Raw genomic sequence first — 25,393 nt, forward strand, 5'->3', positions numbered from 1 at the left:
TATAGGTACCGGCTAGTAAACCACTAATATCCTGGGTGGTGGCACCATTACTCCATAGATAGGTATATCCAGGGGTGCCTCCATTTACTGTTAAGTCTATTGATCCGGTAGCCTCACCAAAACAGCCCACATCTGTGGCTAGTGCTGATGTTGTTATTTCTTCAGGGTCATTTAAAATCACCTGGGCAAAGGCCTGGCAATTTAGGGCATCTGTTATTGTCAAACTATATGTCCCAGGGCCAATTCCTGATAAATCTTCGGTAGTTGCACCATTATCCCAACTATAAGTAAAGGGAGCAACTCCACCAATAGTCTGAATATCCGCCGCTCCGTCTGCAGCTCCAAAACAAGAAATTTTGGTAATACTGTTTATCGCTGTACTAATGGTAGGACCAACGGTTGCACTTGCATTAACAGTACAGCCATTTGAAGTATCTGTTACTACTACACTATATGTTCCCGGAGCAACGTTGAAAAGATCTTCTGCAGTACTTCCGTTGCTCCAATTATAAGTAAATGGTCCTGTACCGCCAGACACCATAAGGTCGATATCTGGCATGGCGCCCGTATCACATGATGCCATTGCCACTGCATTTAAAGGAGGCACTATGTCAATAACAGGATTATCAAAACAGTACTTTCCATTTGGATTATTACCAGGGTAAATCGGGCATTCGCCATTGGCAGCAGTCCAGACCAATAAAATATCACTCAATTCAAGAGCACTGCCACAGGTAAACTCAATTTGACCGTAAAACAATTCCTGAGAAGTACCCGTAACAGGGTGTACATCAGTCTCTTCACTCGATTTTAGAAGTGGTCCTGAACATCTCGCAACATCGCACATGGTAGATGAACCAACCACTGGAGTTTCGGTTATATTACCAAAAACACCAAGGTGTCTGTCACCACTATTCGTGTTATGGTGAACTGTAATATATAAATCCCCTATAACTACATCACCTGGAGTACAACTATTACAGGCATCTGCGGTTTCAATTCTAGCCCCGAGAATTTGAATATCATTAGCCGGGCATGCGCCTCGTTCATATTCTGGGTTCGTCCTCAAATCCTGCTGGGTTAGTGTTTCATCATTGGGAAAGAGTGGGTCGAATGGTATAGGATCGCCCATACAGTAAGTCTGCCCCACCACCGAAAACGGTACAACTGCAAGAAAAATGAACAGTATCCCTATTTTTGGGATTGCCGATAAATTTTTTAAGAAACTTTTTTTGGTAGTGGGCAATAAATTTTTTGCCAATGTTTCAAATTGTGGGAAAGTAAATTTACACATGGTATAGTGTTTAGTTAATAACTACACCAGAGCATAATGTAAATAGTTCATTGCCTATATGAAGTGGGGTTCATTAGGTAACAAAGTGTATCAATGTTCTAAAAAATAATGTAGACGGGGAAACTTAACTACATGTGTATAAAGTAATTATCTAATGCTATAGTCTTCTCTTTTTAATTGAACAAATAAATAACAGTCTGTTGCTATTAAAATTCGGAATATTTTAACATTTCATTGGCATTTCGTAGTACCTATTCGATGAAACGCACATTAACGACCATAAAAAGCATATTAAGTAACTTGTTGAAAATAGCACAGTTAAGACAAAGAAAGAAAAATCTTATCTCTTTCTCACCTTTTTCTGCTCTTCTGCCTGCTCCATCATTTCGCGCATCTTCTTTTGGAATTTATTTTCCTTTTTAGGCTTCTTTTTGTTCTCCTGAATCTGGGCATGAATCTTATCCTCGTCCAGGATAAATCGCTTAATAGCCAGCATGATAAAGATGGTAATCAGGTTAGACACAAAATAGTACAAACTAAGTCCACTCGCATAATTGTTAAAGAAGAACAACATCAGAAGTGGCGACAAATACATGATGAATTTCATATTAGGCATGCCCGGTTGGGTTTGCATATTCTGCCCGGTGGTCATCATCATATAAAAGAAGATGGCTACCGATGCCAGAATTGGGAAGAGACTCACATGGTCCCCATAAAAAGGAATATTAAATGGCAACTGCGCAATAGTATCATAGGAAGATAAATCCTCAGCCCATAAAAACGATTTCTGCCTCAAAGCAAAAGAGGTAGGGAAAAACATAAAGAGGGCATAGAATATCGGAAGCTGCAGCACTGCAGGGATACAGCCACTCATAGGGCTTACACCTGCTTTGTTATACAACTTCATGGTTTCTTGCTGCTTCTTCATTGCATTATCCTTGTACTTTTCACCAAGTTCTGTAATCTCTGGTTTAAGCACCTTCATCTTTGCCTGAGACAAATAAGATTTATAGGTAACCGGAGACATGGCCAAACGCACAAGAATGGTCATGACTACAATGGCCAGGCCAAAGGGTAAAAAGGAACTTAGGAAACCATAAAAAGGAGTAAAAACGTATTTGTTGATCCAACCAAAAATACCCCACCCATAAGGGATAGAATCTTCCAGTCCCAGCTCATCATATTGTTTTAAAACAGCAATATCCGTAGGACCGTAGTACCAATGCATATTATAGGCCAGTTCCCCTCCTTCAATTTTCAGTGGTAAAATACTCTTGTACTCTTTGGTAAACCTTGCCTCCTTGCTTTCTTCCTCAACCAGATTTACAGAACTCAGTTGTCCATTTTCAAAATGCTGTGTGCTGGCCAAAATAGAGCTAAAAAAGTGCTGGCGATAGGAAAGCCATTTTATATCTGTTTCGGTCTCTTCATCATCACTTCCCTCTGACAACTTACTAATCTTACCTCCATCATGGTTATATGTTAGGCGGGTATATCTGTTTTCGTATTGTATACTCTTATTGTGCCTGATACCTCTAAGCTGCCATTGTAGTTGTGCAGGCTGACTGGTATTTAAAATACCACTTAAGCCCTGTGACCTTATACTGAAATCTACCAGATAATCATCCGGTTTCATTTCATACCTGTACTCCAGAAACTGGTTGGAAGAAACTTTGGCCTTCATAGAAAGTACCTGATTGTTTCCGCTATTGGTAAGTGTAGGTTCAAAATAAAGATCCCTGGAATTCAATACCCGGTTATCTGAAGTGCTAAAAGTCAATTCAAAAGAAGCATTGCCATCCTTTACCAAATAGACCGGAACAGAATCATGGGTCACAAATTGGATCATTCTGGCTTCTACTATCTGCCCACCTTTATTGCTGATTTTTAGTTCAACCAATTCATTTTCCAGAGAAGTAACCCCATCAGAAACCTGTGTAAAACTAAAATCACCTACACTGGTCTTATAATTGGCAACAGCCGTAGAATCATTGGTGTCTATTGTTGTTTCGGACAATATAGGCTGGCTGACGGGCTTTTCCTCTTCTTTCTGTTCTGTTGCCGCCTGCTCTTGCTGCGCTTTTTGCGCGGCCGCTTCCTCTGGTGTAGGCTGATTGGTGTAAAACCAAAAAATCAAAATTCCGAAAATCAGTAAAAATCCGATGATCGAATTAATGTCCAGTTTCTTTTCTTCCATGTATATTATTTGTTAGCTCTGGTCTGGAATGTTTCAGACTATTGCTCTTCATAAGTTATGATCTACTAGCCTGCAAATATATGTCCAAATGTGCAGTTTATGCCAAACTGGCATTAGTTTGTTCTTTTTTATGCCGAAGTACAGCTTTTACGAACCCGACAAAAAGCGGATGTGGGCTGGCCACTGTGCTCTTGTACTCCGGATGATATTGCACCCCTATAAACCAGGGATGATTTGGCAGTTCTATAATCTCTACCAAACCTGTTTCTTTATTAATTCCTGAAGCCACCAAACCTGCAGCTTCCATTTGCTCTAAATAATCGTTGTTGAATTCATATCGATGTCGATGTCTTTCAGCAATCTCAGTGGCTCCGTGATACATTTTCTGTGTCAGGGTGTTGTCTTTAAGTTCACAATCCCATGCTCCCAAACGCATTGTACCGCCTTTGTTGGTTATGGTCTTCTGTTCTTCCATTAAATCTATTACGGGATGTGGGGTAGTTTCATCCATTTCCGTAGAATTTGCTCCGCTTAAACCAAGAACATTTCTGGCATATTCTATAACGGCCATTTGCATTCCCAGGCATATCCCCAGAAAGGGAATACCGTTTTCCCGAGCGTACTGTACAGCCCTGATTTTTCCTTCAAAACCGCGTTCCCCAAATCCCGGGGCTACAAGAATACCATCTAAGCCCTGCATCTTTTCCTCAAAATTATTTTCATTGATATATGCGGAATGCAATGATCTTACATTGACCTTAACTTCGTTAATTGCCCCGGCATGGATAAAGGATTCCAGGATCGACTTATATGAATCCTGCAGCTCTACATATTTACCAATAAGGCCTATAGTGACTTCACTATTAGGATGCTTGTGTCTGTCCAGGAACTCTAACCATTGGGTAAGGTCTGGTTTAGTAGTGTCTGGCAGGTCTAATTTACTGAGGGTAACCGTATCCAGGCCTTCTTCCTGAACCATGATAGGCACGTCATAAATGGTAGAGGCATCTATAGATTGGATCACCGCCTCCTTTTGAACATTACAAAACAACGCAATCTTTCGTTTAATATCATCAGATATTTCGTGCTCTGTTCTGCATACAAGAATATCTGCCTTAATACCACTTTCCATCAGGGTTTTTACAGAGTGTTGAGTGGGTTTCGTCTTGAGTTCTCCAGCCGCAGAGAGATAAGGCACAAGGGTGAGGTGAATTACTATAGCGTTATTATCACCGAGTTCCCAAAGTAACTGCCGCACTGCTTCTATATATGGGAGAGACTCTATATCACCTACTGTTCCGCCAATCTCTGTGATGACTATGTCATATTCCCCACTATTGCCCAATATCTGGATGCGTTCTTTTATCTCATTGGTAATATGAGGCACCACTTGTACCGTCTTCCCAAGGAATTCACCTCTGCGTTCCTTTTCTATTACACTTTGATAAATTCTTCCGGTGGTCACATTGTTGGCCTGGGAAGTTCTCACGTTGAGAAATCGCTCGTAATGGCCAAGATCAAGATCGGTCTCTGCACCATCCTCTGTCACATAGCACTCCCCGTGCTCGTAAGGATTTAAGGTACCCGGATCTATATTGATATAGGGGTCTAATTTTTGAATGGTTGTCTTATAACCTCTGGCCTGAAGGAGCTTGGCGAGGGAAGCGGCGATAATTCCTTTTCCTAGTGAAGAAGTTACACCTCCCGTAACGAAAATGTATTTAGTATCTGGCATGATGGGATTCTTTGTTACGGGATTCAAAGATACGAATTGAAAGCAGAAATTACATGGATTCTTGCGGAAATTCTTTTTGAATTTTAAGGATTATGGGTTCCAGTCCGTTTATCTTGATCTCCAGGATTTGCTTCAATAAGGTGCCTAGCTTTCCATTTGGAAAACCTTTGTTTTGAAACCAGAGCAGATATGCCTCAGGTAAATTGATCAGGTAAAAACCCTTATATTTCCCGAAGGGCATTCTATAATGTGCCAGTTCAATTAATTGACCTTTATCCGGACTTAACTCCATTTTTAAATCTAAATATTTTATCTTTAAAAACAACTAAATCCGAAGAAAATGCAACGCAGATCTTTTATCAATACAACCGCTGCAGCCTCCGTAGGCTTACTTGCCACTACACCGGTAAATGCAACGGCAACAAAAAACGAAGCTACCGAACTCAAAGGAAATATAAATCACAGCGCCTGCTACTGGTGTTATAATACCATCCCGCTCGAAACTTTTCTTCAAAATTTAAATAGTATTGGGGTAAAGGCCATAGACCTGGTAGGGCCGGAAGACTTTCCGCTGCTTAAAAAGTATGGCATCCATGCTTCTATGTGCTGGGGAGCCGGTAAAGGAATTGTAGAAGGATGGAACAATTTAAGCCTCCATGAAGAACTCATTTCCGATTACAAAGAAAAGATTCCGATTATCGCCGCTGCCGGCTATACCAATCTAATTTGCTTTAGTGGTAATAGAAATGGCATGGATGATGACCAGGGTCTCAAAAATTGTGTAAAGGGCCTGGAACAAATTCTGCCGTTGGCAGAACAACACGGAGTGGTACTTCAAATGGAGTTGTTAAATTCTAAAGTTAATCACAAAGACTATATGTGCGACCATACAGACTGGGGCGTTGAGCTATGTAAGCAATTAGATACGGATAATTTTAAGTTGCTTTACGACATCTATCATATGCAGATTATGGAAGGGGACATTATTAGAAACATTCAGGATTATCATCAGTACTTTGGTCACTACCATACGGGAGGAAATCCGGGTCGGAATGAAATTAATGAAACTCAGGAATTATTTTATCCGGCCATAATGAAGGCAATAGTAAAAACAGGATTTAAAGGCCATGTGGCTCAGGAATTTATCCCTACCTGGGAAGATAAAATTGCAGCCTTAAAGCAGGGTGTCACCATTTGTGATGTTTAACCCCCGGATTCTTTAGCCGTATTGAGGTGGATATATATATTGTCTTTTAAGGCATCTTCAATCTTCTTATTCCACATAGACTGTTTCTCCCGATCCCGGGAAAAATTGGTTTCATCGTCATACACATTTTGAAATTCAGCTAATTCGTTATTGATCCTTCTATAGATTGCCCTTACTTCTGCCTTCACATTTTTAGTGAATTTGGTCTCCGTTAGCAATCTTCTCATTTTCCTGGCAAACAATTCTGTTATATCAAAATGCAACTGTTCATGGCTCAATATTACCTCATCACAAACCTCCGCATGATACCATGACTTATTTGGATAGAAATAGGTGTGTACAGTAAAGTCTAATTCAAATTCTCCATTAGATTCCATAGTAGAATACCGATAGCTTATTCCACTAGCCGTAATTGCCGCAGCCCTCCCCTGGTGGGAAGGTTCTGCCTTAAAATCTGACCAGCTCAAACGCTGCTCACTATCCCATGGAATAGTTTCATATTCCTGGCACCATGAATTGATAACAAGAAAGAAAAGGAAGATAAAAAAGTATTTACTCATTTTCATAGACTAAATTGTATGGGCTAAAAAGATATACAGTAAACGCCAGATAAGCTTCTTTTTGTATAAATAAAGCCCTGTTTTTAGAAAATTGTAAGAAAATCCTCGTTATAAACGGAGCATTGTGGCCTAAAGCTCCCAGTTAAAGCTAATATCTTTTTTTATATCCGGGTGCAGACTTTGAATCACCGGGCAGGTATTCGCAGTATGTTCTAAGATCTTGCGGTGTTTTTCTTCAACATTGGAAGGTAATTGTAATTGTATGGCTATTTCGGAAATCCTCCTGGGGTTCGCGGCCATGATTTTGGTAACATCGGCATTTGAATTTGTGAGATCAATACTGAGGTCTCTGGCTTTGATCCCCATGACCGTAAGCATACAACTTGCCAAGGCTGTTGCCGCAGTATCTGTTGGTGAAAATGCCTGTCCAAGGCCGTTATTGTCGGTAGGAGCATCGGTAATAAAACTGTCCCCCGATCCTATATGAGTACATGTGGTACGTAATTCCCCTGTGTATGTTACTTTCGATGTCATAATTATGGCTTTACCTCTATGATATGCATCTCTTCGTACTTCATAATATAACAGGCCGTATTGTAGTAACCCGCACTGAAATCCTGGTTATAATTAAATTTGTTACCTGTGTATTCTGTTACACCTACCAAATCAGATGCCTCAAAAAGATTTGCTTTATAAGCCAGTTTTAATAACAGGTCATAGGTTAAATCAAATCCACGTACGGCATACCTATCTGGAGTGCTGCCCCACTTTCTTCTGTACTGCCTTACAAAACTATCACGGCCCACTTCCCGGTATGCTGAGGGATATGTAAATCTTAAGTTAGATAAATGGGTGCTCGAAATTACATCACTCTCAAATGCCCTGTTTTTATTGGTTGTGAACATTCTCACCTTGATTTCCTCGGTATTGGAAGAGTTTAAAATAGATATTATACTAGACACCCATTCCGTATTATTACTCTCCACAAAAACCCAGTTTTCTTTTTCTTCGCTCAGTAATAAAAGAAAATCTTCCAGATTGATCGAGATATTCTCTTCCTCCTCAACCACCTCCACTATTTTAGATCCGGGAAACTTTTCTGTGATTTTTTGTGCAGCAAAGGCGTTTACAGTATCAGCAATAATAATTAAATTCTGATCCTCTACCTGGGTTTCCATATAATTCAACATCCGTTCTCTCAGGATATCATCCGTAGGAATAGAAAAGAAAACATTATTCAGGCTAATATCACTGTCCGAAGTCAGAGGGGCAATTACAGGTACCTGATAGTTGGCAGCCTGAACTGCTACCTCTTTAAGCGAATTTGCTTGCAATGGCCCTACAATGGCACTCACATCGCTTAAATTTTCTGCTCTCATGACTGCTTTGGCCTTTTGCATATCTAATTCGGTATCATAGGTTTTTATATCTACCGACAATCCCAATTTTGCAATAGAATCTACTGCTACCAAGGCCCCGGAATACAATCCCAGACTATATTTTATGGCATTACTTCGACTAATGGCGCTCTCGGCGCTTTCTTTGTCGGAAAGATTAATCCTATTTAATCTAAACGGCAGCATAAATATCAGCTTCGGTTTATTGACCAGATTTATACTATCTAACAAATTAATTTTATCCAGAATCAGGGAATTCTTGACTTCCAGACTAGCTCCCTTTTCTTTCGGTAACTTCAAAATCATACCCGCTTTAAGGCCCCTTGCAAGATCTGGATTTAATGATAATAGTTCCGAATAGCTGATATCTAAATTTCTGGTGAGAGAAAAAGAGGTTTGTTTGGGTTTAACCTCATAAAAAATGAAGTTATCCGTATTTACTGCTCCTGAAACATCCTTCTTTTTAGGCAATCTGATAACCATACCTTCTTTTAGCCCTCCCTGCTCTACAATCTCCGGATTGAGTCTTACAATTTGTTCGCCCTTTATATCGTATTCTATTCCCAGGCTATAGAGTGTTTTTTTTGCGGGTACCGTATACGACTCGTATAACTGAACCTGAACAGAATCTACACTACTTCCTGCGATTTTCGGCAAATTCAGTACTTGCCCTATGGCCAGATGGTTAGATATTTTTTCCAGGTCCGGATTTAATGCTATCATGCTATCAAGAGTTATTCCGTACTTGTGCGCGATGCTCCATCTGGTTTCCTTTGGTAAGACAACATATTTTTCAAAATCATCTGTATTGATACTGTCTGCCTGAGTTTCAATAATACGGTATCTGGGGATCTGAATGCGCATACCCTTTTTAAGTTGCGTAGCATATAGATCCCTGTTATATCTTTTGATATCCTCCTCAGTTACATTGTACCTTTGAGATATTCCGTAAAGTGTTTCCCTCTTCCTTACCCGGTGTAAAGTAAAATCATATGGCTCTTGTTGTGCTTCTTCCTTCGCCTTTTGTATGCTATCAGCTATAGCTTGTGCACTATCTTCTTGTTTAGGCATCGGAATTACCAGGATCGTATTTGGCTTTAGCAATTCATCCTCTCTTAACTCCTTGTTGTATTTAAGGATATCTACGGTGGTGATTTTGTATTGCCTGGCAATACTATACAGGGTTTCCCCGCTTTGTACGGCATGCGTCTTAAATTGCTGCGCACTGGCCTTGCACCCTACAAAAAACACCATAAATACTATGGCTAAATATTTAATAAAGTTGTTCATGTTATTCCCATTCTATAGTTGCCGGGGGTTTGGAACTTATATCATATACGACTCTATTTACCCCAGGGACTTTATTAATAATATCATTAGAGGTTTTTTGTAAAAATTCGTAGGGTAAATTTACCCAGTCTGCCGTCATCCCATCTGTACTTTCTACAGCCCGTAAAGCTACACATTTTTCATAAGTGCGTTCGTCTCCCATCACCCCTACACTATTTACGGGTAAAAGCATTGCACCAGCCTGCCAAACATCATCATAAAGGCCCCATTCTCTTAATCCATTTATAAATATAGCATCCACCTCTTGCAAAATGGCTACCTTTTCTCTGGTAATATCGCCGAGGATCCTTATTGCTAAGCCGGGACCTGGAAAAGGATGCCTTCCGAGGCGTTCATCTCCCACATCCATACTGGCGCCTACCCTGCGAACTTCATCCTTAAATAACATTTTCAGAGGTTCTACTACTTTCAACTTCATGAAATCTGGGAGTCCGCCTACATTATGATGACTCTTAATGGTAGCAGAGGGTCCGCCTGTTGCGGAAACAGATTCTATGACATCCGGATATATTGTTCCCTGAGCCAACCATTTAGCATCTTCAACAAGGTGAGCCTCATCATCAAAAACCTCTATAAACACTCTGCCGATGATTTTTCTTTTTTTCTCCGGATCGCTTTCTCCTTCCAATGCATCCAAAAAGCGTGCCGAAGCGTCTACCCCTTTAACATTAAGTCCCATGCCCTTGTATTGCTCCAGGACATCAGTAAACTCATTCTTTCGCAAAAGCCCATTGTTCACAAAAATGCAGTGCAAATGTTCTCCTATAGCTTTATGCAATAAAACCGCTGCAACAGTAGAATCTACTCCTCCAGAAAGACCCAGTATTACCTTGTCTTTCCCAATCTTGTTTTTTAAATCGGTTACCGTATTTTCTACAAACGCCTGAGGGGTCCAGGATTGTTCTACTCCGGCAATATGCACTAGAAAGTTCTCTAGTATTTGCTTCCCCTGGGTAGTATGATATACCTCCGGATGAAATTGGATACAAAAAGTATCTTCTCCCTTAAATTTAAAAGCAGCATGCTCCACATCACTGGTACTGGCCAGGTGCACTGTGTTTTCCGGAAGCCTTTTTATGGTATCGGCATGACTCATCCATACCTGGGAACCATCTGTAATCTCATAAAAGAAGGGTTCATCATTGGCGATAGCCGTCAGGCGTGCCCTTCCGTACTCCCTGGTATTAGATGCGGCAACTTCTCCCCCGTTGAAATGTGCCAGATATTGGGCCCCGTAGCAGACCCCCAGCAAGGGCTTTTTACCCTTGATCTCAGACAAATCCGGATGTGGCGCATCTTCGGCCCTGACTGAAAAGGGAGAACCCGACAGGATCACAGCTTTATATTCGGATAAATCTGTTGGTAGATTGTTATAAGGTTTTATTTCACAGAAAATATTCAGTTCCCGAACGCGCCTGGCGATGAGTTGTGTATACTGGGAACCAAAGTCGAGGATAAGGACGTTGTTTTGCATGGGCAAAAATAGTAAAATCGTAAATTGTGAAAATGTGAAAATAAGATTATTTATCAAGTAATTTTAAGAGTTATAAACAAGTTGAAAAACCTCTTGGTTGGGCCACCGCTTCTCAGAAATATATTATGTCCTTAATCATCATGGAAAGTATTATTTTTAACCTATCACCTCTGATCTTATAAGTGGGTATACATTCTGCATATAGTTTTATTTAAAGTGAAATAATTATACAATTAACAATAGTTACTCAAAAAAAGTCAAAATACGCGACGGTGTACCATTTAAAACCAGTAGTTTAATTAACAATTATTAATAATCTGGCAAACAATATTTTAGTTTAATTCCTACAAATTATATTATTGAGCGCAGCTAGATTTCTATTGTCCTACTCTAATGAGCCCGGACACAGCCTATTATTTATTTCAATTCATATATTATGGAACAACATACGATGGTCCTTTTGAATAGTTCAATGTTCAAAATATTTGATAGAAGTAGTACAGACCAGGAAAAGAAAAAGCCCTGACGACGATCGTCAGGGCCTTTCAAATCAAAAACCAACCTAAACACATGAACTTATTTATGACACAATTAAATTTTCTAATTCATAGCAATTTGTATATAGAACAACTAAGTTTTAAAATACCCTACCTTCTTTTGTAATTTTTTTTTTAACTTTAATAGAAAAGGGGGGTCATGGCAACAATAACGGTGGATGATTTAAAGAAAGAATTGCAAAATGGGGCTTTAGTTGATGGGCATCCTTTTCGTTATTTTACCCTCGGAACAGTGGGTTTAGATCGGTTGGCCCGGCTTAGAACTGTAGTACTGCGCAAAGTTTCGGATGACTTAAAACTGACTTTCTACACTGATGTCCGATCAAAAAAAGTGATTCACCTTAAGGAAAACAACAAAGTTGGCTTACTTTTTTACCATCCCGGTCAGCTATTACAGTTTAAGGTAGAAGGTCTTGCTAAAGTATTTAAAGGTGAAGCTTCTAATAATGAAGTATGGCAAGCCATAGATCCCAACGCCAGAAAAAACTACGCCACTTCCATGGCACCAGGTACTGAATTGGAAGACCCTGCTCAATTGCAATATCTGGAAGGAAAAAGTAATTTTTGTGTGGTAGAGGTTACCCCTTTCAAAATAGAATACCTAAAACTTCAGCAACCGCACCATACGAGGATTCGTTTTTCTTTCAGAGAAGGAAAATGGAGCAGTGATTACTTAGTTCCCTAAAACAGGCCTATTAATTCATGGTTTTCAGGATTAAACCAATATCCTCCTTGGTTGTATCAGGATTAATAAAACAAAATCTGGCCACAGTTTCATAACTATCTTTTGTTTTCCATTTTGTCGGTGTCACCAGGGCAATCCCATCTTTGTGATTTTTATAGGTCCAGTTCCTGTAATCTTCGGGCTGCCAGCCCACCCGGCGAAATAACACGCAAGACAAACTGGGTGGCCGCACCAACTCCACATTTGGGTTTGCTGCTATTAAATCTCCGGCAATCTTGGCAAGAGTTATTCCTCTTTCCACGGCCCATTTATACTGATCCGTTCCATGTGTGGCCAAAGAAAACCAAAGCGGCAAGCCCCTGACCCTTCTTGTGAGTTGAATTTGATAATCGGCAGGGTTAAAACCATGCGCCCCTTCATCTTTAAAAATATCCAGGTAAGAACCTTCCTGAGAATGGGCAGCTTTAGCCAATTGAGGGTCTTTGTAAATAATTGCCCCACAATCATAAGGCGAAAACATCCATTTATGAGGGTCGATGGTAACACTATCCGCTTTTTCTATGCCATTAAACAAATGCCTGACCGAATCTGCCACAAGTGCACCACCCCCATAGGCGGCATCAACATGAAACCATATTTTCTGTGTCTGGCAAATCTGGGCAATTCCGTCCAGGTCGTCCACAATTCCTGCATTAGTCGTTCCACCGGTGGCGACAATGGCAAATACCCTTTGGCGTTCAGCATCTTCAAGGGTGTCTAATTTGGCTTGTAAGGCAGCGGCTGTCATAAGATCTTCGGTCTCTACCAACAAAACCTCTGCATCTATAACCTTGGCCATGGCCTTAATAGAGGAATGTGCGCCAACCGAAGTAACTATAATACCTTTCTCGCCTACATTTCGGATATCATTGCGCCAATATTCCCGGGCGGTCACCATTGCAGACAAATTTGCAGCAGTACCACCACTGGTAAAGACACCAAATGCTCCCTCCGGAAGTCCCGTCAGAGAAACCAACCAATTCATAGCCTCATTTTCGCAAAAAATTCCTCCGGCGCCCTCCATCCAATAAGCCCCATGAATACTAGAGGCCGAAGTCACCAAATCGAACATAATGGCTGCCCTGGTAGGCGCTGCAGGTACAAATGCTAAATGCCTTGGATGATCTATGGGTACCGTAGCCCTTACGAGCACATCTTTGAACAATTCAAAGGCTTTTTCCCCTCCAATTCCGTCCGCAGTAATAGTCTCACCCACCAGGCGTTTCAATTCTTCAGATGTTTTGGGTTTCCCTAGTTCGGGTGAAGTATGGGTTATTCTGTCTATGGCGTATTTCATAACGTCCAAAGTCATCTCAACCAATCCGATATCAATGTTGTGCATTTGTAGTTTTTTGGTAAAAGTACGTTCGTTCAACGAAAAGAAAGAGGAAATCTATTAGTATTTCAGCACAAAAAATTCTGTCTGTAGTGGTAGCAACGACTTCATTAAGGAAGGGATAAGTTCTTCTCCATACTCCAAATAGAGTTCAGAAAAATTTAAATACCGCTCCTGCAATGCCTGGTTCGGAAACAACTCATTCTGAATTTCCGTCATTCTTATCACCTGATCTTTTAATTTCCTCTTCTGCGCTTTTAGTAAACGCTTTTCCAAATGATCCAGGCCTTTCTTCTGTTTAATTTCCTGGGCTTTAACAGCTCCCAAAAAAGATTTATCTGTTGCTTTGGCAATTTTGTAAAGCCCTTCAAACTGTGCTTCCAAATGCTTTTTTTGAGAAGAAAAATCGATATCAATATTGGAAATCTCCCTGATCTTTTTATTAATCAGGGTGTTTTGCCTTAGAAATAAATCTTCCGGGGTAAGATTCAATTTCCCCAGTTTATCATACTGCTTTTCTGTGATGACCAGGGCTGAATTACGAAGTAGAAGAATTGGAAATGTAACGTTTACGGCCTCAAAGGAGGATTTTAACTCTAACCAATAAGCCAGTTCCCCTCCCCCACCGATATAACAAAGATTAGGTAGTATTACTTCCTGATAGAGCGGGCGGGTAATAACATTTGGGGAAAAACGTTCCGGATGGGCATCCAACTCCCTGACTATTTCATCTCTGGTGAAAACCAATTCCGTATTTAGCACAAAATAATCTTTCCCCTTTTGTACAATTCTCTCGCGAACACCTTTGGTCAGATAAAAATAATTAATCTCCCGCGGGTTGACCTGTATGCCATAATTATCCGGCAATTGCTGCAATTCTGATATGGTCTCCTCTACACGATGAAAAGAAACATGTTCCAGCAATTCTTGTTTGGCATAGGGTGCCAGAAGCTCTTTTAATCCGGAATCATCTCCATCAATAATAACCAAACCATATTCCCCGAATAGTGCGTCGGCCAGGAATCTCGTTGCCTGAGTTAAATTGGCATTATCAATATATGCCTTCCTGAATAACTCTTTTAATTTATCCGCATTTGTACTTTTCCCCAATTCCTTTGAGAAAGTCTCCAGTACAGCCTCCAGTCCGTCCGTACTTAAATGGCCAACAGCTCCATCCGAGCTGGTATTCCATTGTATTTTCTTTCCTTTGAAATTGAAGAAATTAATCTCTTCAAAGTCATGGTCTTCCGTGGCCATCCAATATACCGGAACAAAATTAAAGTCAGGGTATTCTCTTTTCAATGCCGAAGTAAGATTGATTGTACTTATGATCTTATATAAAAAATACAAAGGGCCTGTAAATAGGTTCAGCTGATGCCCGGTGACCACAGTAAAAGTATTGTCTTCCTGAAGGAAGTTTATATTTTGCTTTACTTTTTTGGAAGCATCTATTTCCTTATACTGGGCATTCAATGCTGAGTGCAGTACTTTCCTGGTTGCTAAAGGAAAGTTAGCTTGTTTCTCGGAGATTTGATCTTTGAATTCCTTTAAATTGGAAAATCTGTTGTAATACGTTTTCAGACTGTCTTTTTCCTCAAGATAATCACATATTAGTTCTGAGAAATAGCCGGTTTTTCTAAAAGGGATACAGGAAACTTCCATTTAAGGTTTTAAGTCCGAGCAAAGATAAAATTCTTCGGAATTCGTCTTGCCAAAAATACGTTAAGATGTTTAAATCGGTAGTAGTACCTCACGAATTCGAAAACAATCACCCAATTTCAAGGCCCCTAGTCGATTATAGTGAGGAATTTACTGAATTATCATTAGATTTGGTCGATTACTAAACAAGCTTTTGTGCATGAGACAACTTTTACTTTCCATTACCCTTTTATGTGTTTTTCTTTGTTCCTCGCAGGAACTAAAATCACCTTCGGAATTCCTGGGTTATGAACTCGGTACTCAATTTACTCGACATCATCAGGTAGTTGACTATTATCAATACGTGACAGCAACGGTGTCTGACAGGATGCAATTACAGGAATACGGACGTACAAACGAAAGAAGGCCCCTTATCTTAGCCTATATCAGTAGTGCTGATAATATTAGGAATCTGGATGCAATCCGAGAAGAGCATTTAAAAAGTACTCAAGGCGAAAGTGCGGCATCAAAGGCTATCGTTTGGCTTAGTTATAACGTTCATGGAAATGAAAGTGTAAGTACAGAAGCCTCTATGCAAACACTGTATGAACTTTTGACAGTAAAAAAAGCATATCTGGAAAACACCATTGTGATTATAGATCCATGCATCAACCCCGATGGCAGAGACCGGTATGTAAATTGGTACAACCAGTACAAGAATATTCCTTTTACAGTAGATCCCAATAGTAAAGAACACCATGAAGGCTGGTGGAGTGGCCGTTCTAACCACTATATGTTTGATCTCAACAGGGATTGGGCCTGGCTGACACAGGTAGAAAGTCGTCAACGCCTGAAAAAATACAAAGAATGGTTACCCCATGTACATGTAGATTTTCATGAACAAGGCGTAGATAATCCGTATTTTTTTGCCCCCGCCGCAGAACCTTTTCATGAGGTTATAACAGATTTTCAGAGAGATTTCCAGGTAACCATAGGAAAAAATCATGCGAAGTATTTTGATGCCAATGGATGGTTCTACTTCACAAAAGAGCGGTTCGATTTGTTTTATCCCAGCTACGGAGACACCTATCCCACCTATAACGGGGCAATAGGTATGACCTATGAACAAGGTGGCAGTGGCCGGGCTGGCTTAGGTGTTAAAACAAGTATCGGGGATACCCTGACTTTAAAAGACAGGATAGCTCATCACCACACTACAGGGCTTTCAACAGTGGAAGTAGCCGCCAGTAATGCCGAAAAACTAAATACAGAATTCAAAAAATTCTACCGCAACAAAAATTTTAAGTACAAAAGTTATGTTCTCGCTGGTGAACCGGACAATATAATGGCCCTGGGTAAATTGTTAGATCAGCACGGAATTAAATGGGGTACACCCAATGCCGGTACTGTAAAAGGATTTGATTATAAGACCCGAAAAATAAGCTCAAAAAGAGCATCTTCTGGCAGTATGCTGATTTCAACGGACCAAACCAAAGGCACCCTGGTTAAGGTATTGTTTGAGCCAAATGCAAAGTTGAGCGATTCTCTGACCTATGATATTACAGCCTGGTCATTACCATATGCCTATGGCCTGGATGCTATCGCTTCAGAAAGTTTAGTGAAACCTTCAACGACCGAAAATGCTGTAAAGTCCCTTTATGCGGATCCACCTACAATTGAAGGAGATAAAAACAGTTACGCCTTCCTTACAGATTGGAACAGTATGAAGGATGCCCGGTTTCTGGCAGAATTAATTAAAAAAGATGTCCGGGTACGTTTTGCCAATAAACCTTTCAGACTGGATGGCCAATCTTATAAAAGAGGCAGTTTAATTATTACAAGATCGGACAACAAACACAACGAAGACTTTTATAACACTCTGGTGGCGACGGCAAAAAAATATACCAAATCCCTCAAAGTCACCAATACAGGATTTGTTGAAAAAGGTAAAGACTTTGGATCGAATTATGTGAAAATGGTACCCGACATTAAAATAGCCGTCCTTGGCGGTGACCCAACTAGCACCTTGCGTTTCGGAGAAGTCTGGCATTTCTTTGAGCAACAGCTAAATTATCCTATTGCAGTACTTGATGCCGATTATATAAAAGCTGTAGATCTATCAGATTATGATGTTCTGATACTACCAGATGGCTTTGGCTACCAAAAACTTGTGACCGAAGAAATGTTGAAAGACCTTAAGAAGTGGGTCGCTTCTGGAGGTAAACTTATTGCCATGGGAAGAGCAATAAAGAGCATCGATGGGGAAGAAGGTTTTGGAATAAAAATTCGTAAGAAAGTTAACGATAGTAGCGTAGTAAGACCTCAACCCTTTGAACTTACAGCTAGAGAAAGAATGAAAAATGCTATAACAGGTGCTATTTTTAAAACCAGGGTAGACCCAACACACCCACTTGCGTATGGATATAAAGACACCTATTACACCCTAAAACTGGGCAACGACAACTTTGATTATCTGGAAAAAGGTAATGTTGCTTATATTGAAGGAGACACTAAGCCTGTTGCAGGTTTTGCCGGTAGCACAGCGCAAAAAAATATTGGAAAATCCCTGATATTTGGTGTAGAATCTCATGGCAATGGACAGGTGATCTATATGGTAGACAACCCGCTTTTCAGAGGATTCTGGGAAAATGGGAAATTGTTTTTTGCAAATGCCCTTTTTATGGTAAACTAACAATAAGTTGGTTTTACTTTATGTTTTAATTTTGTTGGCAAATTATTGTATTACAGTCTAATTTCTGCGCTCTGTCCATTTAGGAAAATTAAGAGCGGCATTAATAATCTTAGCTATGATAGCTGCCAATTTTTATACTCCAATTCGCAAAGCAATAGTTAGCAGGAGAATTCCTTCTATTCTAATCCTGCTTTTTTGCTATCATTCGCTTTCGGCACAACTTCTGATCAGTGATTTTGTTTCATTGGAACCCTCTCCCCATTCCACTGAGTTTACTATTGCCGAATCTCACGTTTTTCAAAAAATCATTGAGTCCGGAGACCCTTTGAGCGCCGGAGGATTTCTACCTATAAATAACGACTTTACCGGCTATGTCCCTATTGATGGAAGTAGTGAAAATGGTTTTCTGAGTATTAATTCAGAAACCAGCCCGGGCGGTGTCAGTATCCTGGATATCTATTTTGATCCCGTTTTAAAACATTGGGTAACCACCGCATCAGAAGCCGTTGATTTTAGTAGCGTTGTCGGAACAATAAATAATTGTTCAGGGGCAATAACCCCATGGAATACCATAATTTCCTGCGAAGAGAAACAAGATGTCTCAGATTTAAACTTAGACGGATATTACGACATGGGGTGGTGTGTTGAGATCTCCCCAGAGTCTAAAACTGTAATAGACAAATTATGGGCACTTGGAAATTTTAAACATGAGAACGTCGCTATACATTCCAACCTGCGGACTATTTATCAGGGGGCAGATTCAAATCCCGGATACCTGTATAAATTTATAGCTCAAAATCCGGGAGACCTGAGTGAAGGTACCTTATATGTGTATTCGGGATCTAAAAACGGACAAGGCAATTGGATTTTACTAAACAATGCAACAGCTGCTGAAAGAAATAGCACGCTGCAACAAAGTGCATTAGCAGGGGCTACAGTTTTCAACGGTATTGAAGATGTTGAAATTGGACCTGACGGTTTAGTTTACTTCGCAGTGAAAAATGAAGACCGGGTGTATCGTTTTCAGGATTCGGATCCGCTGACTGGCACCACAGTTCTTCAAATGGAAACCTATGTAGGCAATGCATCCTATGATATAACTCATAAGAATGGCACAACCAATGTAAATTGGGGCAATGGAAATGATAATCTGGCCTTCGACGGAGAAGGAAATCTGTGGGTGACACAAGACAGGTTTAATGATACCAACTATATTTGGGTAGTAGAAAGCGGACATTCCCAGGCCGATCCAAAAGTGAAAATATTCGGAATTGCACCAATAGGTTCTGAACCAACCGGAATTACGTTTTCACCCGACTATAGGTTTCTCTTCATGTCTGTTCAGCACCCAAACTCAAATAATGACAGTAGTATCCAATTTGATACCCAGGGAGAGGAAATAGGATTTGAAAAGAATATATCCCTGGTCATTGCATTAAAAGAAAATTTAGGAACCCTTTGGTATTTGGATGCTGATGGAGATGGCTTTGCCACTGCAGCCACCCTTAATTCGCACATTAGTCCTGGGGCTGGTTATGTTAGTACGCCCCTGCCCACAAACGATTGTGATGATCAAAACGCCGCAATAAACCCCAATACAACCTGGTATCTTGATGCCGATGGCGATCAGCATGCTGCGGCAACAACTGTAAATAGCTGTGTACAACCCGGTTTGGGTTATACGACAGAGGAATTGCCTACGGACGACTGCAATGATAACGATCCTGATATTATCCTTCCCACTTTGTGGTATTTAGATGCCGATGGAGACGGCTTTGCAACCGAAATAACGGTCACAAGTTGTATAAACCCCGGAGAAGGATATACTAATGAAATACTGCCGACCACTGATTGCGATGATAGTGATGCCAGCCTGAATCCGGGTACTGTTTGGTATTTGGATGCAGACGCAGATGGATATGCTTCAGAAATAACGGTAGTTGGTTGTTATCATCCAGGTGATGGTTATACCACAGAAGAATTACCCCAATCAGATTGCGACGATAACAATTCAGAAGCCTTTATGACTGAAACATGGTTTCTTGATAGTGATAATAACGGTTATGCAGAAGGCGATCCGGTACTTTCCTGCGGCAGCCCGGGAGAAGGATATACCACCGTGGAACTCCCGGGTGAAGAAGAAGCTCCTCAGACCGGGAAAGTTGTTCTTTTTCCAAATCCCTCGGAGGGGGATATAAATATCAACCTTGACAAGGTATATCAGCAGATAGAGATATCTGTTCTTAGCGCGTCGGAGCAATTGCTTCTAAAAAAGACTTTTAGGGATACCCGTGGTATACATATTCAAATGCCCTATCAAAGTTCAGGAATTTATTATATCCACATCTCGCTCGAAGGCGAAAAAATTGCCGTACCCATCATTATAACAAGATAATGCTTAACAACATCTGGTAATCTTATCGCCGCAAGAATAATTACCTATTGTCTTGCGCTATCTTGGTTGAGATAATTCTTAAATAAGGTTAAATTTTTCGATAAGATTTTATCGGGTAAAAAAAAATAGTGAAATTGATTCATGCAATACTAGCTGTAATGATTCAAATTAAAAAAACCTCAGCTTCAGATAAGGATTTTGTGTCTCTTGTGAGGGATCTGGACGCTGAACTGGCCGTAGTAGATGGAGAAGATCATGCCTTTTATGATCAATTCAATAAAATAGGGAATATCAGAAATGCTATTGTTCTGTATTCCCAGAATCAACCCATTGGATGCGGGGCCTTAAAAGAATTCGATACTGAGGCCATGGAAATAAAAAGAATGTACATCAAACAAGGGTATAGGGGAAAAGGTTTAGCCAGCAAAATACTTAGCAATCTGGAAAACTGGGCATTAGAACTGAATTATAAGAAGTGCGTTTTAGAAACAGGGAAAAGACAAAAGGAAGCCGTAATTCTCTATAAAAAAAGGGGATATACCAAAATTCCTAATTACGGGCCCTACATCGGGGTAGAAAACAGCCTTTGTTTTGAAAAAATCCTGTAATTAAACCCTGGTTGCCTTTATTACAAAATCGGGTTAATTTGATATACCAAAAAAGACTACATTTAAGCTAGGGAAAAAAGGCTTCCAGGCAGCTTTGAACGCTGAAGCATAAGCATCTTGGAATACCATAAAACTAAAAGAAAAATCGCCATGAGAAACTTAGCAATTACTTTGGTCTTCAGCTTCCTTATAAACGGATTGATACAGGCCCAAATGGGGAGGGTTGAAGATGCGCTTAGTATGACCAGCTCAATCTTAAAAAGTGAAAGGAAATACGCCATTTACCTACCACCAGATTACGATTCTTCTAAGAGGAGCTACCCTGTACTCTATCTATTACACGGAGCAGGAGATGATCAGACAGGGTGGGTACAGTTCGGAGAAGTACTTCAAATTACTGATAATGCCATTGAAAATGGAACAGCAACACCCATGATTATTGTCATGCCCGATGCCAATACCGGACAGCGGGGGTACTTCAATAGCCCAGACGGGAATTGGCGGTATGAAGATTTCTTTTTTGATGAATTTATGCCCTATATTGAAAAAACATATAGAATAAAATCGGAAAAACGCTATAGGGCTGTCGCCGGGCTTTCTATGGGCGGCGGTGGAACCTTTATGTATGCACTGCACAGGCCCGACTTGTTTTCTTCTGCATGTCCACTGAGTGCGTATGTTGGTCCGCTAACCATGGAAAACTTAAAACAGCGCATGGACAGAACCAAGATGTCATATACTGACGCAACATTAAAAACGTATTTTGAACAACACAATGCCATCAATTTAATCAATAGCATGTCTAAAGACGATATAGCTTCAGTGCGCTGGTTTATAGATTGTGGTGATGATGATTTCCTGTATGAGGGGAACAGCCTGGTGCATATAGCCATGAAGAAAAAAGAAATCCCCCATGAATATCGAGTGAGGGATGGCAGACATAGCTGGACGTATTGGAGGGCATCCTTACCAGTGGTGCTGGAATTTGTATCGGATGCCTTTCATCAATATTAATGGAATAACGTAAGTTTTGCGATAATTTTCCAACCAAAAAAATAAATGTTATGAAAAAAATTGGTCTTTCAATTTTATCCGCAATTGTACTGATAGCCTGTAGTTCGGATGATTCTCCTTCTACTCAGGTTACACTTCCAGTAGCAAATTTCTCTACCACAACTACGACAATAACTGTAGGCAGTTCGGTAACATTCGCGAATACTTCCTTAAACGCCAGTTCCTATCAATGGCTATTTCCAGGAGGTGACCCTAATACAAGTACGGAAGAGAGCCCTACTGTGACTTATAATACGGCGGGAGTTTTCTCTGTTACCCTGACTGCTGTAAATGCTACTGGCGATGATAATACCATTACTCTATCTCAGTATATTACCGTTGAGGAGGCCACAGACCCAACTATGGCGACCTATAACGTAACATTTGTTGGTAATTGGAGTGCATTTAACCACCCGACAGATTTCCCTTCCGGAGACCATTTCACTACCGCCATTGGGATGCAACATCAACAGGGAGCAAAATTCTTTGAAGAAGGCGAATTGGCTAGTGCCGGCATGGAAATAATGGCCGAAACAGGTGGCACGGATGAACTTAGTGCCGAGATAGACGCCATAGTAAATTCCGGAATGGCTTCTGTAACTATTTTGGGGGAAGGACTTTTATCTGGTTTTTCCGAAATAACATTTCAAATCACTGTCACCAATGATTTTCCTTTGGTTACCCTTGTAAGTATGATTGCCCCTAGTCCGGATTGGTTTATAGCCGTGGAAAATGTTTCCTTGCTTCAAAATGGGGCCTTTGTAGAAAATCTTACGGTCGATGCTATTGCCTATGATTCAGGGACCGATGATGGGACTACATTTGACTCGTCCAACTCAGATACCGACCCCGCGGAAACTATTACGGAAATTACTGATGCCCCACTCGGCAATGGCACCAATGTAACTCCCCCAATGGCCATGTTTACCTTTTTTAAAGTTGATAATTAAACAACCCAGATATCAATGAAAACCATCTTAATAATTTTATTTGCGATAAATTTAAGTCTTATGAGCGCTCAGGAAAATGAAAAAGGTAATTTACCCTACCATAAAATCCCGGACATCCCGGAAAGCTATACCGCCGGTACTGTGGTTTCCAGAATGATAGATGGACTCGGTTTCAGATACTACTGGGCAACCGAAGGTTTAACAGACGAAAATCTGCTTTATAAACCCTCCGAATCTAACAGAACGATATCGGAAACCGTAGATCACTTATACCAACTGTCGCTCACCATATATAATTCTGCTGTAAAAGAGGTCAATGATCGTACTCAACCTCGTGATACAAATTTGACATTTAAACAAAAAAGAATTAAAACCCTGCAAAATTTAAGAAAGGCCAGTACTATTTTTAGCACAGCCAAGGACCTTGCTGAACACCAGATAGTTTTTAAAAGCCAGAGAGGGACGGCAGAGTTCCCTTTCTGGAATCAGATAAACGGGCCAATAGAAGATGCAATTTGGCACAGCGGGCAAATTGTTGCTCTAAGAAGGGCTGCGGGAAACCCCATAGATCCAGGAGTAAATGTTTTCCTTGGTATCCGAAGGGAAAATTAAGCTTATATTTAACCAATGACCTTTATTTCCTTTCTTCTATTTACCGGGTTTGTTGCATTTTATGCTACCTGGAAACTTCGGCGAGATCGCCTGAATACAAAAGACGGGTATTTTCTGGGGGGCAGATCGCTTACCGGAATCATCATTGCAGGATCCTTATTACTAACGAATATCTCTACCGAACATCTGGTAGGCATGAATGGTTCTTCCTATAAGAATGGAGCTATAATTGTCGCCTGGGAGGTCACCTCTGCCCTGGCCCTGGTTATAGCTGCCTTGTACTTTGCCCCAAGATACCTCAAGATGGGACTCACAACAATACCGGAGTTCCTCGAAAAGCGTTTTGACGGCCTTACCAGAACCCTGGTCGCCTTATTACTGATCATATCATTTGTCGCCACACTTCTGCCCATAGTCTTATATACGGGTGCTCTTAATATTGAAGCCATTTTTGAAATTTCAGACCTTTTAAATGTGAGTCAGTCTGAAGGCATATGGATTACCATCCTGATTGTTGGGGGCCTCGGTAGTATCTATGCCATTTTTGGCGGTCTGAAAATGGTTGCCTATACAGACACCATTAATGGCTTCGGACTTTTAGTCGCTGGCTTGATGGTGCCCCTTTTGGCTTTAATTGGTATTGGAGATGGCAATCCTATGGAGGGATTGCAACGCGTATTTGCTAACAGCCCCGAAAAATTCAATGTTATTAGTCGCGAATCCGGCATAGGACCTGGGTCCAGGACTGCTATTCTGCCTTTTGAAGTATTGTTTACCGGTCTGGTTATCAACCAAATTTACTTCTGGACCATGCACCAATCTATTATCCAGAGGGTCTTGGGTGCCGTAAGTCTGAAAGAGGCACAAAAAGGCCTATTGTATACAGGTTTATTAAAGATACTTGTCCCCCTGGTCATTGTATTACCCGGACTAATTGGTTTCTATTATTTTGGGGATAGTCTTTATGACAATCCTGATAACGTTTACCCTTTGTTGGTTAAAAAGGTATTACCAACCTGGCTTACAGGATTCTTTGTAGCCGTCATGATGGGAGCCATACTCACCACTTTTAACAGTGCACTCAATAGTGCAGCAACGGTATTTAGTCTGGGAATATATAAACGATATATCCAAAAAAAGGCAGGAGAAAAAAAATTAGTAAAGATTGGAAAATGGACATCGGCCCTGCTGGCAATTTTTGCAATAGGGATAGCTCCTTTTGTAGCCAACGCTCCTGAAGGTCTTTACCAACTTTTACAGCAGTTAAACGGCATCTTTTTTATTCCCATTGCCAGTGTTATAATAGCAGGTTTTATTTTCCCCAGGGTCTCTGCTAGTGGCGCTAAGATAGGTCTTGCCTTTGGTTTGTTGTTTTATGTAACAACCTACTACATTTTGGAAGTAGATATTCATTTTGTTCATATTTGGGGGATAGAGTTTGTGTTGAATATCGCCATAATGCATTTAGCTTCATGGCTGCTGCCAAAAGATGAACGATTTGTTATGAAAGATGCCGGCATACTGGATTTAAAGCCCTGGAAGTATGCAAAGGCATTTAGCGGATTTCTGGTCGTTGTCACCATTATTTTGTACCTTTTACTTGGAAATGTTTGA

The 25,393-nt window shown here is 40.5% G+C and carries 19 protein-coding genes; 9 read left to right on the forward strand and 10 right to left on the reverse strand.

What is annotated here, in order from left to right; all coding sequences use genetic code 11:
• The 4 genes from J1G40_RS13540 to J1G40_RS13555 all read right to left on the reverse strand — a co-directional run.
• Nucleotides 1–1,294: SprB repeat-containing protein (locus J1G40_RS13540; protein ID WP_265243186.1), on the reverse strand; the 1,294-nt coding region annotated here is incomplete at its 3' end.
• 340 nt (nt 1,295–1,634) lie between these two features.
• A complete protein-coding gene (yidC, locus tag J1G40_RS13545) occupies nt 1,635–3,491 on the reverse strand; it encodes a membrane protein insertase YidC (RefSeq protein WP_265243187.1) in 1,857 nt (618 codons plus the stop codon).
• Nucleotides 3,492–3,588: 97 nt separating this feature from the next.
• Complete coding sequence (locus J1G40_RS13550) at nt 3,589–5,226, reverse strand: CTP synthase (RefSeq protein ID WP_265243188.1); 1,638 nt, start codon at nt 5,224–5,226, stop codon at nt 3,589–3,591.
• Nucleotides 5,227–5,275: 49 nt separating this feature from the next.
• Nucleotides 5,276–5,518: a DUF3820 family protein gene (locus J1G40_RS13555; RefSeq protein WP_265243189.1), complete on the reverse strand. Its 243-nt coding sequence runs from the start codon at nt 5,516–5,518 to the stop codon at nt 5,276–5,278.
• A 48-nt stretch (nt 5,519–5,566) separates the two neighbouring features.
• Between J1G40_RS13555 and J1G40_RS13560 the strand changes: the two genes are divergently transcribed.
• Nucleotides 5,567–6,433 (forward strand): hydroxypyruvate isomerase family protein, encoded by an 867-nt coding sequence (locus J1G40_RS13560; protein ID WP_265243190.1) that lies wholly within the window; start codon nt 5,567–5,569, stop codon nt 6,431–6,433.
• Here the strand turns inward: J1G40_RS13560 and J1G40_RS13565 are convergent.
• The 4 genes from J1G40_RS13565 to guaA form a co-directional block, all read right to left on the reverse strand.
• Nucleotides 6,430–6,993: a DUF922 domain-containing protein gene (locus tag J1G40_RS13565; RefSeq protein ID WP_265243191.1), complete on the reverse strand. Its 564-nt coding sequence runs from the start codon at nt 6,991–6,993 to the stop codon at nt 6,430–6,432. The two genes, J1G40_RS13560 and J1G40_RS13565, sit on opposite strands and share 4 nt — an antisense overlap.
• 129 nt (nt 6,994–7,122) lie before the next feature.
• On the reverse strand, nt 7,123–7,527 hold the full coding sequence (locus tag J1G40_RS13570; protein ID WP_265243192.1) for an OsmC family protein: 405 nt from the start codon (nt 7,525–7,527) through the stop codon (nt 7,123–7,125).
• 2 nt (nt 7,528–7,529) lie between these two features.
• Nucleotides 7,530–9,680: a LysM peptidoglycan-binding domain-containing protein gene (locus J1G40_RS13575; RefSeq protein WP_265243193.1), complete on the reverse strand. Its 2,151-nt coding sequence runs from the start codon at nt 9,678–9,680 to the stop codon at nt 7,530–7,532.
• A 1-nt stretch (nt 9,681) separates the two neighbouring features.
• Nucleotides 9,682–11,214 (reverse strand): glutamine-hydrolyzing GMP synthase, encoded by a 1,533-nt coding sequence (gene guaA / locus J1G40_RS13580; protein WP_265243194.1) that lies wholly within the window; start codon nt 11,212–11,214, stop codon nt 9,682–9,684.
• A gap of 696 nt (nt 11,215–11,910) precedes the next feature.
• On the opposite strand from guaA, the gene J1G40_RS13585 reads away from it, so the two are divergent.
• Nucleotides 11,911–12,456 carry a pyridoxamine 5'-phosphate oxidase family protein gene (locus J1G40_RS13585; RefSeq protein ID WP_265243195.1) on the forward strand — a complete coding sequence of 182 codons (546 nt, stop codon included), beginning with the start codon at nt 11,911–11,913 and terminating at the stop codon, nt 12,454–12,456.
• Between the two features lie 10 nt (nt 12,457–12,466).
• Here the strand turns inward: J1G40_RS13585 and J1G40_RS13590 are convergent, their stop codons facing one another.
• Both J1G40_RS13590 and bshC read right to left on the reverse strand, forming a co-directional pair.
• Nucleotides 12,467–13,837 carry a pyridoxal phosphate-dependent decarboxylase family protein gene (locus J1G40_RS13590; protein ID WP_265243196.1) on the reverse strand — a complete coding sequence of 457 codons (1,371 nt, stop codon included), beginning with the start codon at nt 13,835–13,837 and terminating at the stop codon, nt 12,467–12,469.
• A 54-nt stretch (nt 13,838–13,891) separates the two neighbouring features.
• Nucleotides 13,892–15,493 (reverse strand): bacillithiol biosynthesis cysteine-adding enzyme BshC, encoded by a 1,602-nt coding sequence (gene bshC, locus J1G40_RS13595; protein ID WP_265243197.1) that lies wholly within the window; start codon nt 15,491–15,493, stop codon nt 13,892–13,894.
• Between the two features lie 196 nt (nt 15,494–15,689).
• On the opposite strand from bshC, the gene J1G40_RS13600 reads away from it, so the two are divergent.
• From J1G40_RS13600 to J1G40_RS13630, 7 genes are all read left to right on the forward strand, one after another.
• Nucleotides 15,690–18,161 carry a M14 family metallopeptidase gene (locus tag J1G40_RS13600; RefSeq protein WP_265243198.1) on the forward strand — a complete coding sequence of 824 codons (2,472 nt, stop codon included), beginning with the start codon at nt 15,690–15,692 and terminating at the stop codon, nt 18,159–18,161.
• Between the two features lie 115 nt (nt 18,162–18,276).
• Nucleotides 18,277–20,556 (forward strand): alkaline phosphatase PhoX, encoded by a 2,280-nt coding sequence (locus J1G40_RS13605; protein ID WP_265243199.1) that lies wholly within the window; start codon nt 18,277–18,279, stop codon nt 20,554–20,556.
• A 158-nt stretch (nt 20,557–20,714) separates the two neighbouring features.
• Entirely contained in the window at nt 20,715–21,164 is a 450-nt protein-coding gene (locus tag J1G40_RS13610) for a GNAT family N-acetyltransferase (protein ID WP_265243200.1), read from the forward strand.
• A gap of 150 nt (nt 21,165–21,314) precedes the next feature.
• Nucleotides 21,315–22,178: an alpha/beta hydrolase gene (locus J1G40_RS13615; RefSeq protein ID WP_265243201.1), complete on the forward strand. Its 864-nt coding sequence runs from the start codon at nt 21,315–21,317 to the stop codon at nt 22,176–22,178.
• 50 nt (nt 22,179–22,228) lie between these two features.
• Nucleotides 22,229–23,167, forward strand: a complete 939-nt coding sequence (locus J1G40_RS13620; RefSeq protein ID WP_265243202.1) for a spondin domain-containing protein — start codon at nt 22,229–22,231, stop codon at nt 23,165–23,167.
• 15 nt (nt 23,168–23,182) lie between these two features.
• Nucleotides 23,183–23,779, forward strand: a complete 597-nt coding sequence (locus tag J1G40_RS13625; protein ID WP_265243203.1) for a DinB family protein — start codon at nt 23,183–23,185, stop codon at nt 23,777–23,779.
• A gap of 15 nt (nt 23,780–23,794) precedes the next feature.
• On the forward strand, nt 23,795–25,393 hold the full coding sequence (locus J1G40_RS13630) for a solute:sodium symporter family transporter (protein WP_265243204.1): 1,599 nt from the start codon (nt 23,795–23,797) through the stop codon (nt 25,391–25,393).

The sequence above is a fragment of the Muriicola sp. Z0-33 genome (assembly GCF_026126425.1).
GTDB lineage: Bacteria > Bacteroidota > Bacteroidia > Flavobacteriales > Flavobacteriaceae > JAFMPW01.

What these genes read in the sequence shown, in the direction of transcription:
- J1G40_RS13600 (WP_265243198.1), top strand. Translation starts at nt 15,690, where the DNA reads ATGAGACAACTTTTACTTTCCATTACCCTTTTATGTGTTTTTCTTTGT.
- J1G40_RS13555 (WP_265243189.1), bottom strand. Translation starts at nt 5,518, where the DNA reads ATGGAGTTAAGTCCGGATAAAGGTCAATTAATTGAACTGGCACATTAT.
- J1G40_RS13565 (WP_265243191.1), bottom strand. Translation starts at nt 6,993, where the DNA reads ATGAGTAAATACTTTTTTATCTTCCTTTTCTTTCTTGTTATCAATTCA.
- yidC (WP_265243187.1), bottom strand. Translation starts at nt 3,491, where the DNA reads ATGGAAGAAAAGAAACTGGACATTAATTCGATCATCGGATTTTTACTG.
- J1G40_RS13615 (WP_265243201.1), top strand. Translation starts at nt 21,315, where the DNA reads ATGAGAAACTTAGCAATTACTTTGGTCTTCAGCTTCCTTATAAACGGA.
- bshC (WP_265243197.1), bottom strand. Translation starts at nt 15,493, where the DNA reads ATGGAAGTTTCCTGTATCCCTTTTAGAAAAACCGGCTATTTCTCAGAA.
- J1G40_RS13590 (WP_265243196.1), bottom strand. Translation starts at nt 13,837, where the DNA reads ATGCACAACATTGATATCGGATTGGTTGAGATGACTTTGGACGTTATG.
- J1G40_RS13620 (WP_265243202.1), top strand. Translation starts at nt 22,229, where the DNA reads ATGAAAAAAATTGGTCTTTCAATTTTATCCGCAATTGTACTGATAGCC.
- J1G40_RS13575 (WP_265243193.1), bottom strand. Translation starts at nt 9,680, where the DNA reads ATGAACAACTTTATTAAATATTTAGCCATAGTATTTATGGTGTTTTTT.
- J1G40_RS13560 (WP_265243190.1), top strand. Translation starts at nt 5,567, where the DNA reads ATGCAACGCAGATCTTTTATCAATACAACCGCTGCAGCCTCCGTAGGC.
- J1G40_RS13610 (WP_265243200.1), top strand. Translation starts at nt 20,715, where the DNA reads ATGATTCAAATTAAAAAAACCTCAGCTTCAGATAAGGATTTTGTGTCT.
- guaA (WP_265243194.1), bottom strand. Translation starts at nt 11,214, where the DNA reads ATGCAAAACAACGTCCTTATCCTCGACTTTGGTTCCCAGTATACACAA.
- J1G40_RS13605 (WP_265243199.1), top strand. Translation starts at nt 18,277, where the DNA reads ATGATAGCTGCCAATTTTTATACTCCAATTCGCAAAGCAATAGTTAGC.
- J1G40_RS13550 (WP_265243188.1), bottom strand. Translation starts at nt 5,226, where the DNA reads ATGCCAGATACTAAATACATTTTCGTTACGGGAGGTGTAACTTCTTCA.
- J1G40_RS13630 (WP_265243204.1), top strand. Translation starts at nt 23,795, where the DNA reads ATGACCTTTATTTCCTTTCTTCTATTTACCGGGTTTGTTGCATTTTAT.
- J1G40_RS13570 (WP_265243192.1), bottom strand. Translation starts at nt 7,527, where the DNA reads ATGACATCGAAAGTAACATACACAGGGGAATTACGTACCACATGTACT.
- J1G40_RS13585 (WP_265243195.1), top strand. Translation starts at nt 11,911, where the DNA reads ATGGCAACAATAACGGTGGATGATTTAAAGAAAGAATTGCAAAATGGG.
- J1G40_RS13625 (WP_265243203.1), top strand. Translation starts at nt 23,183, where the DNA reads ATGAAAACCATCTTAATAATTTTATTTGCGATAAATTTAAGTCTTATG.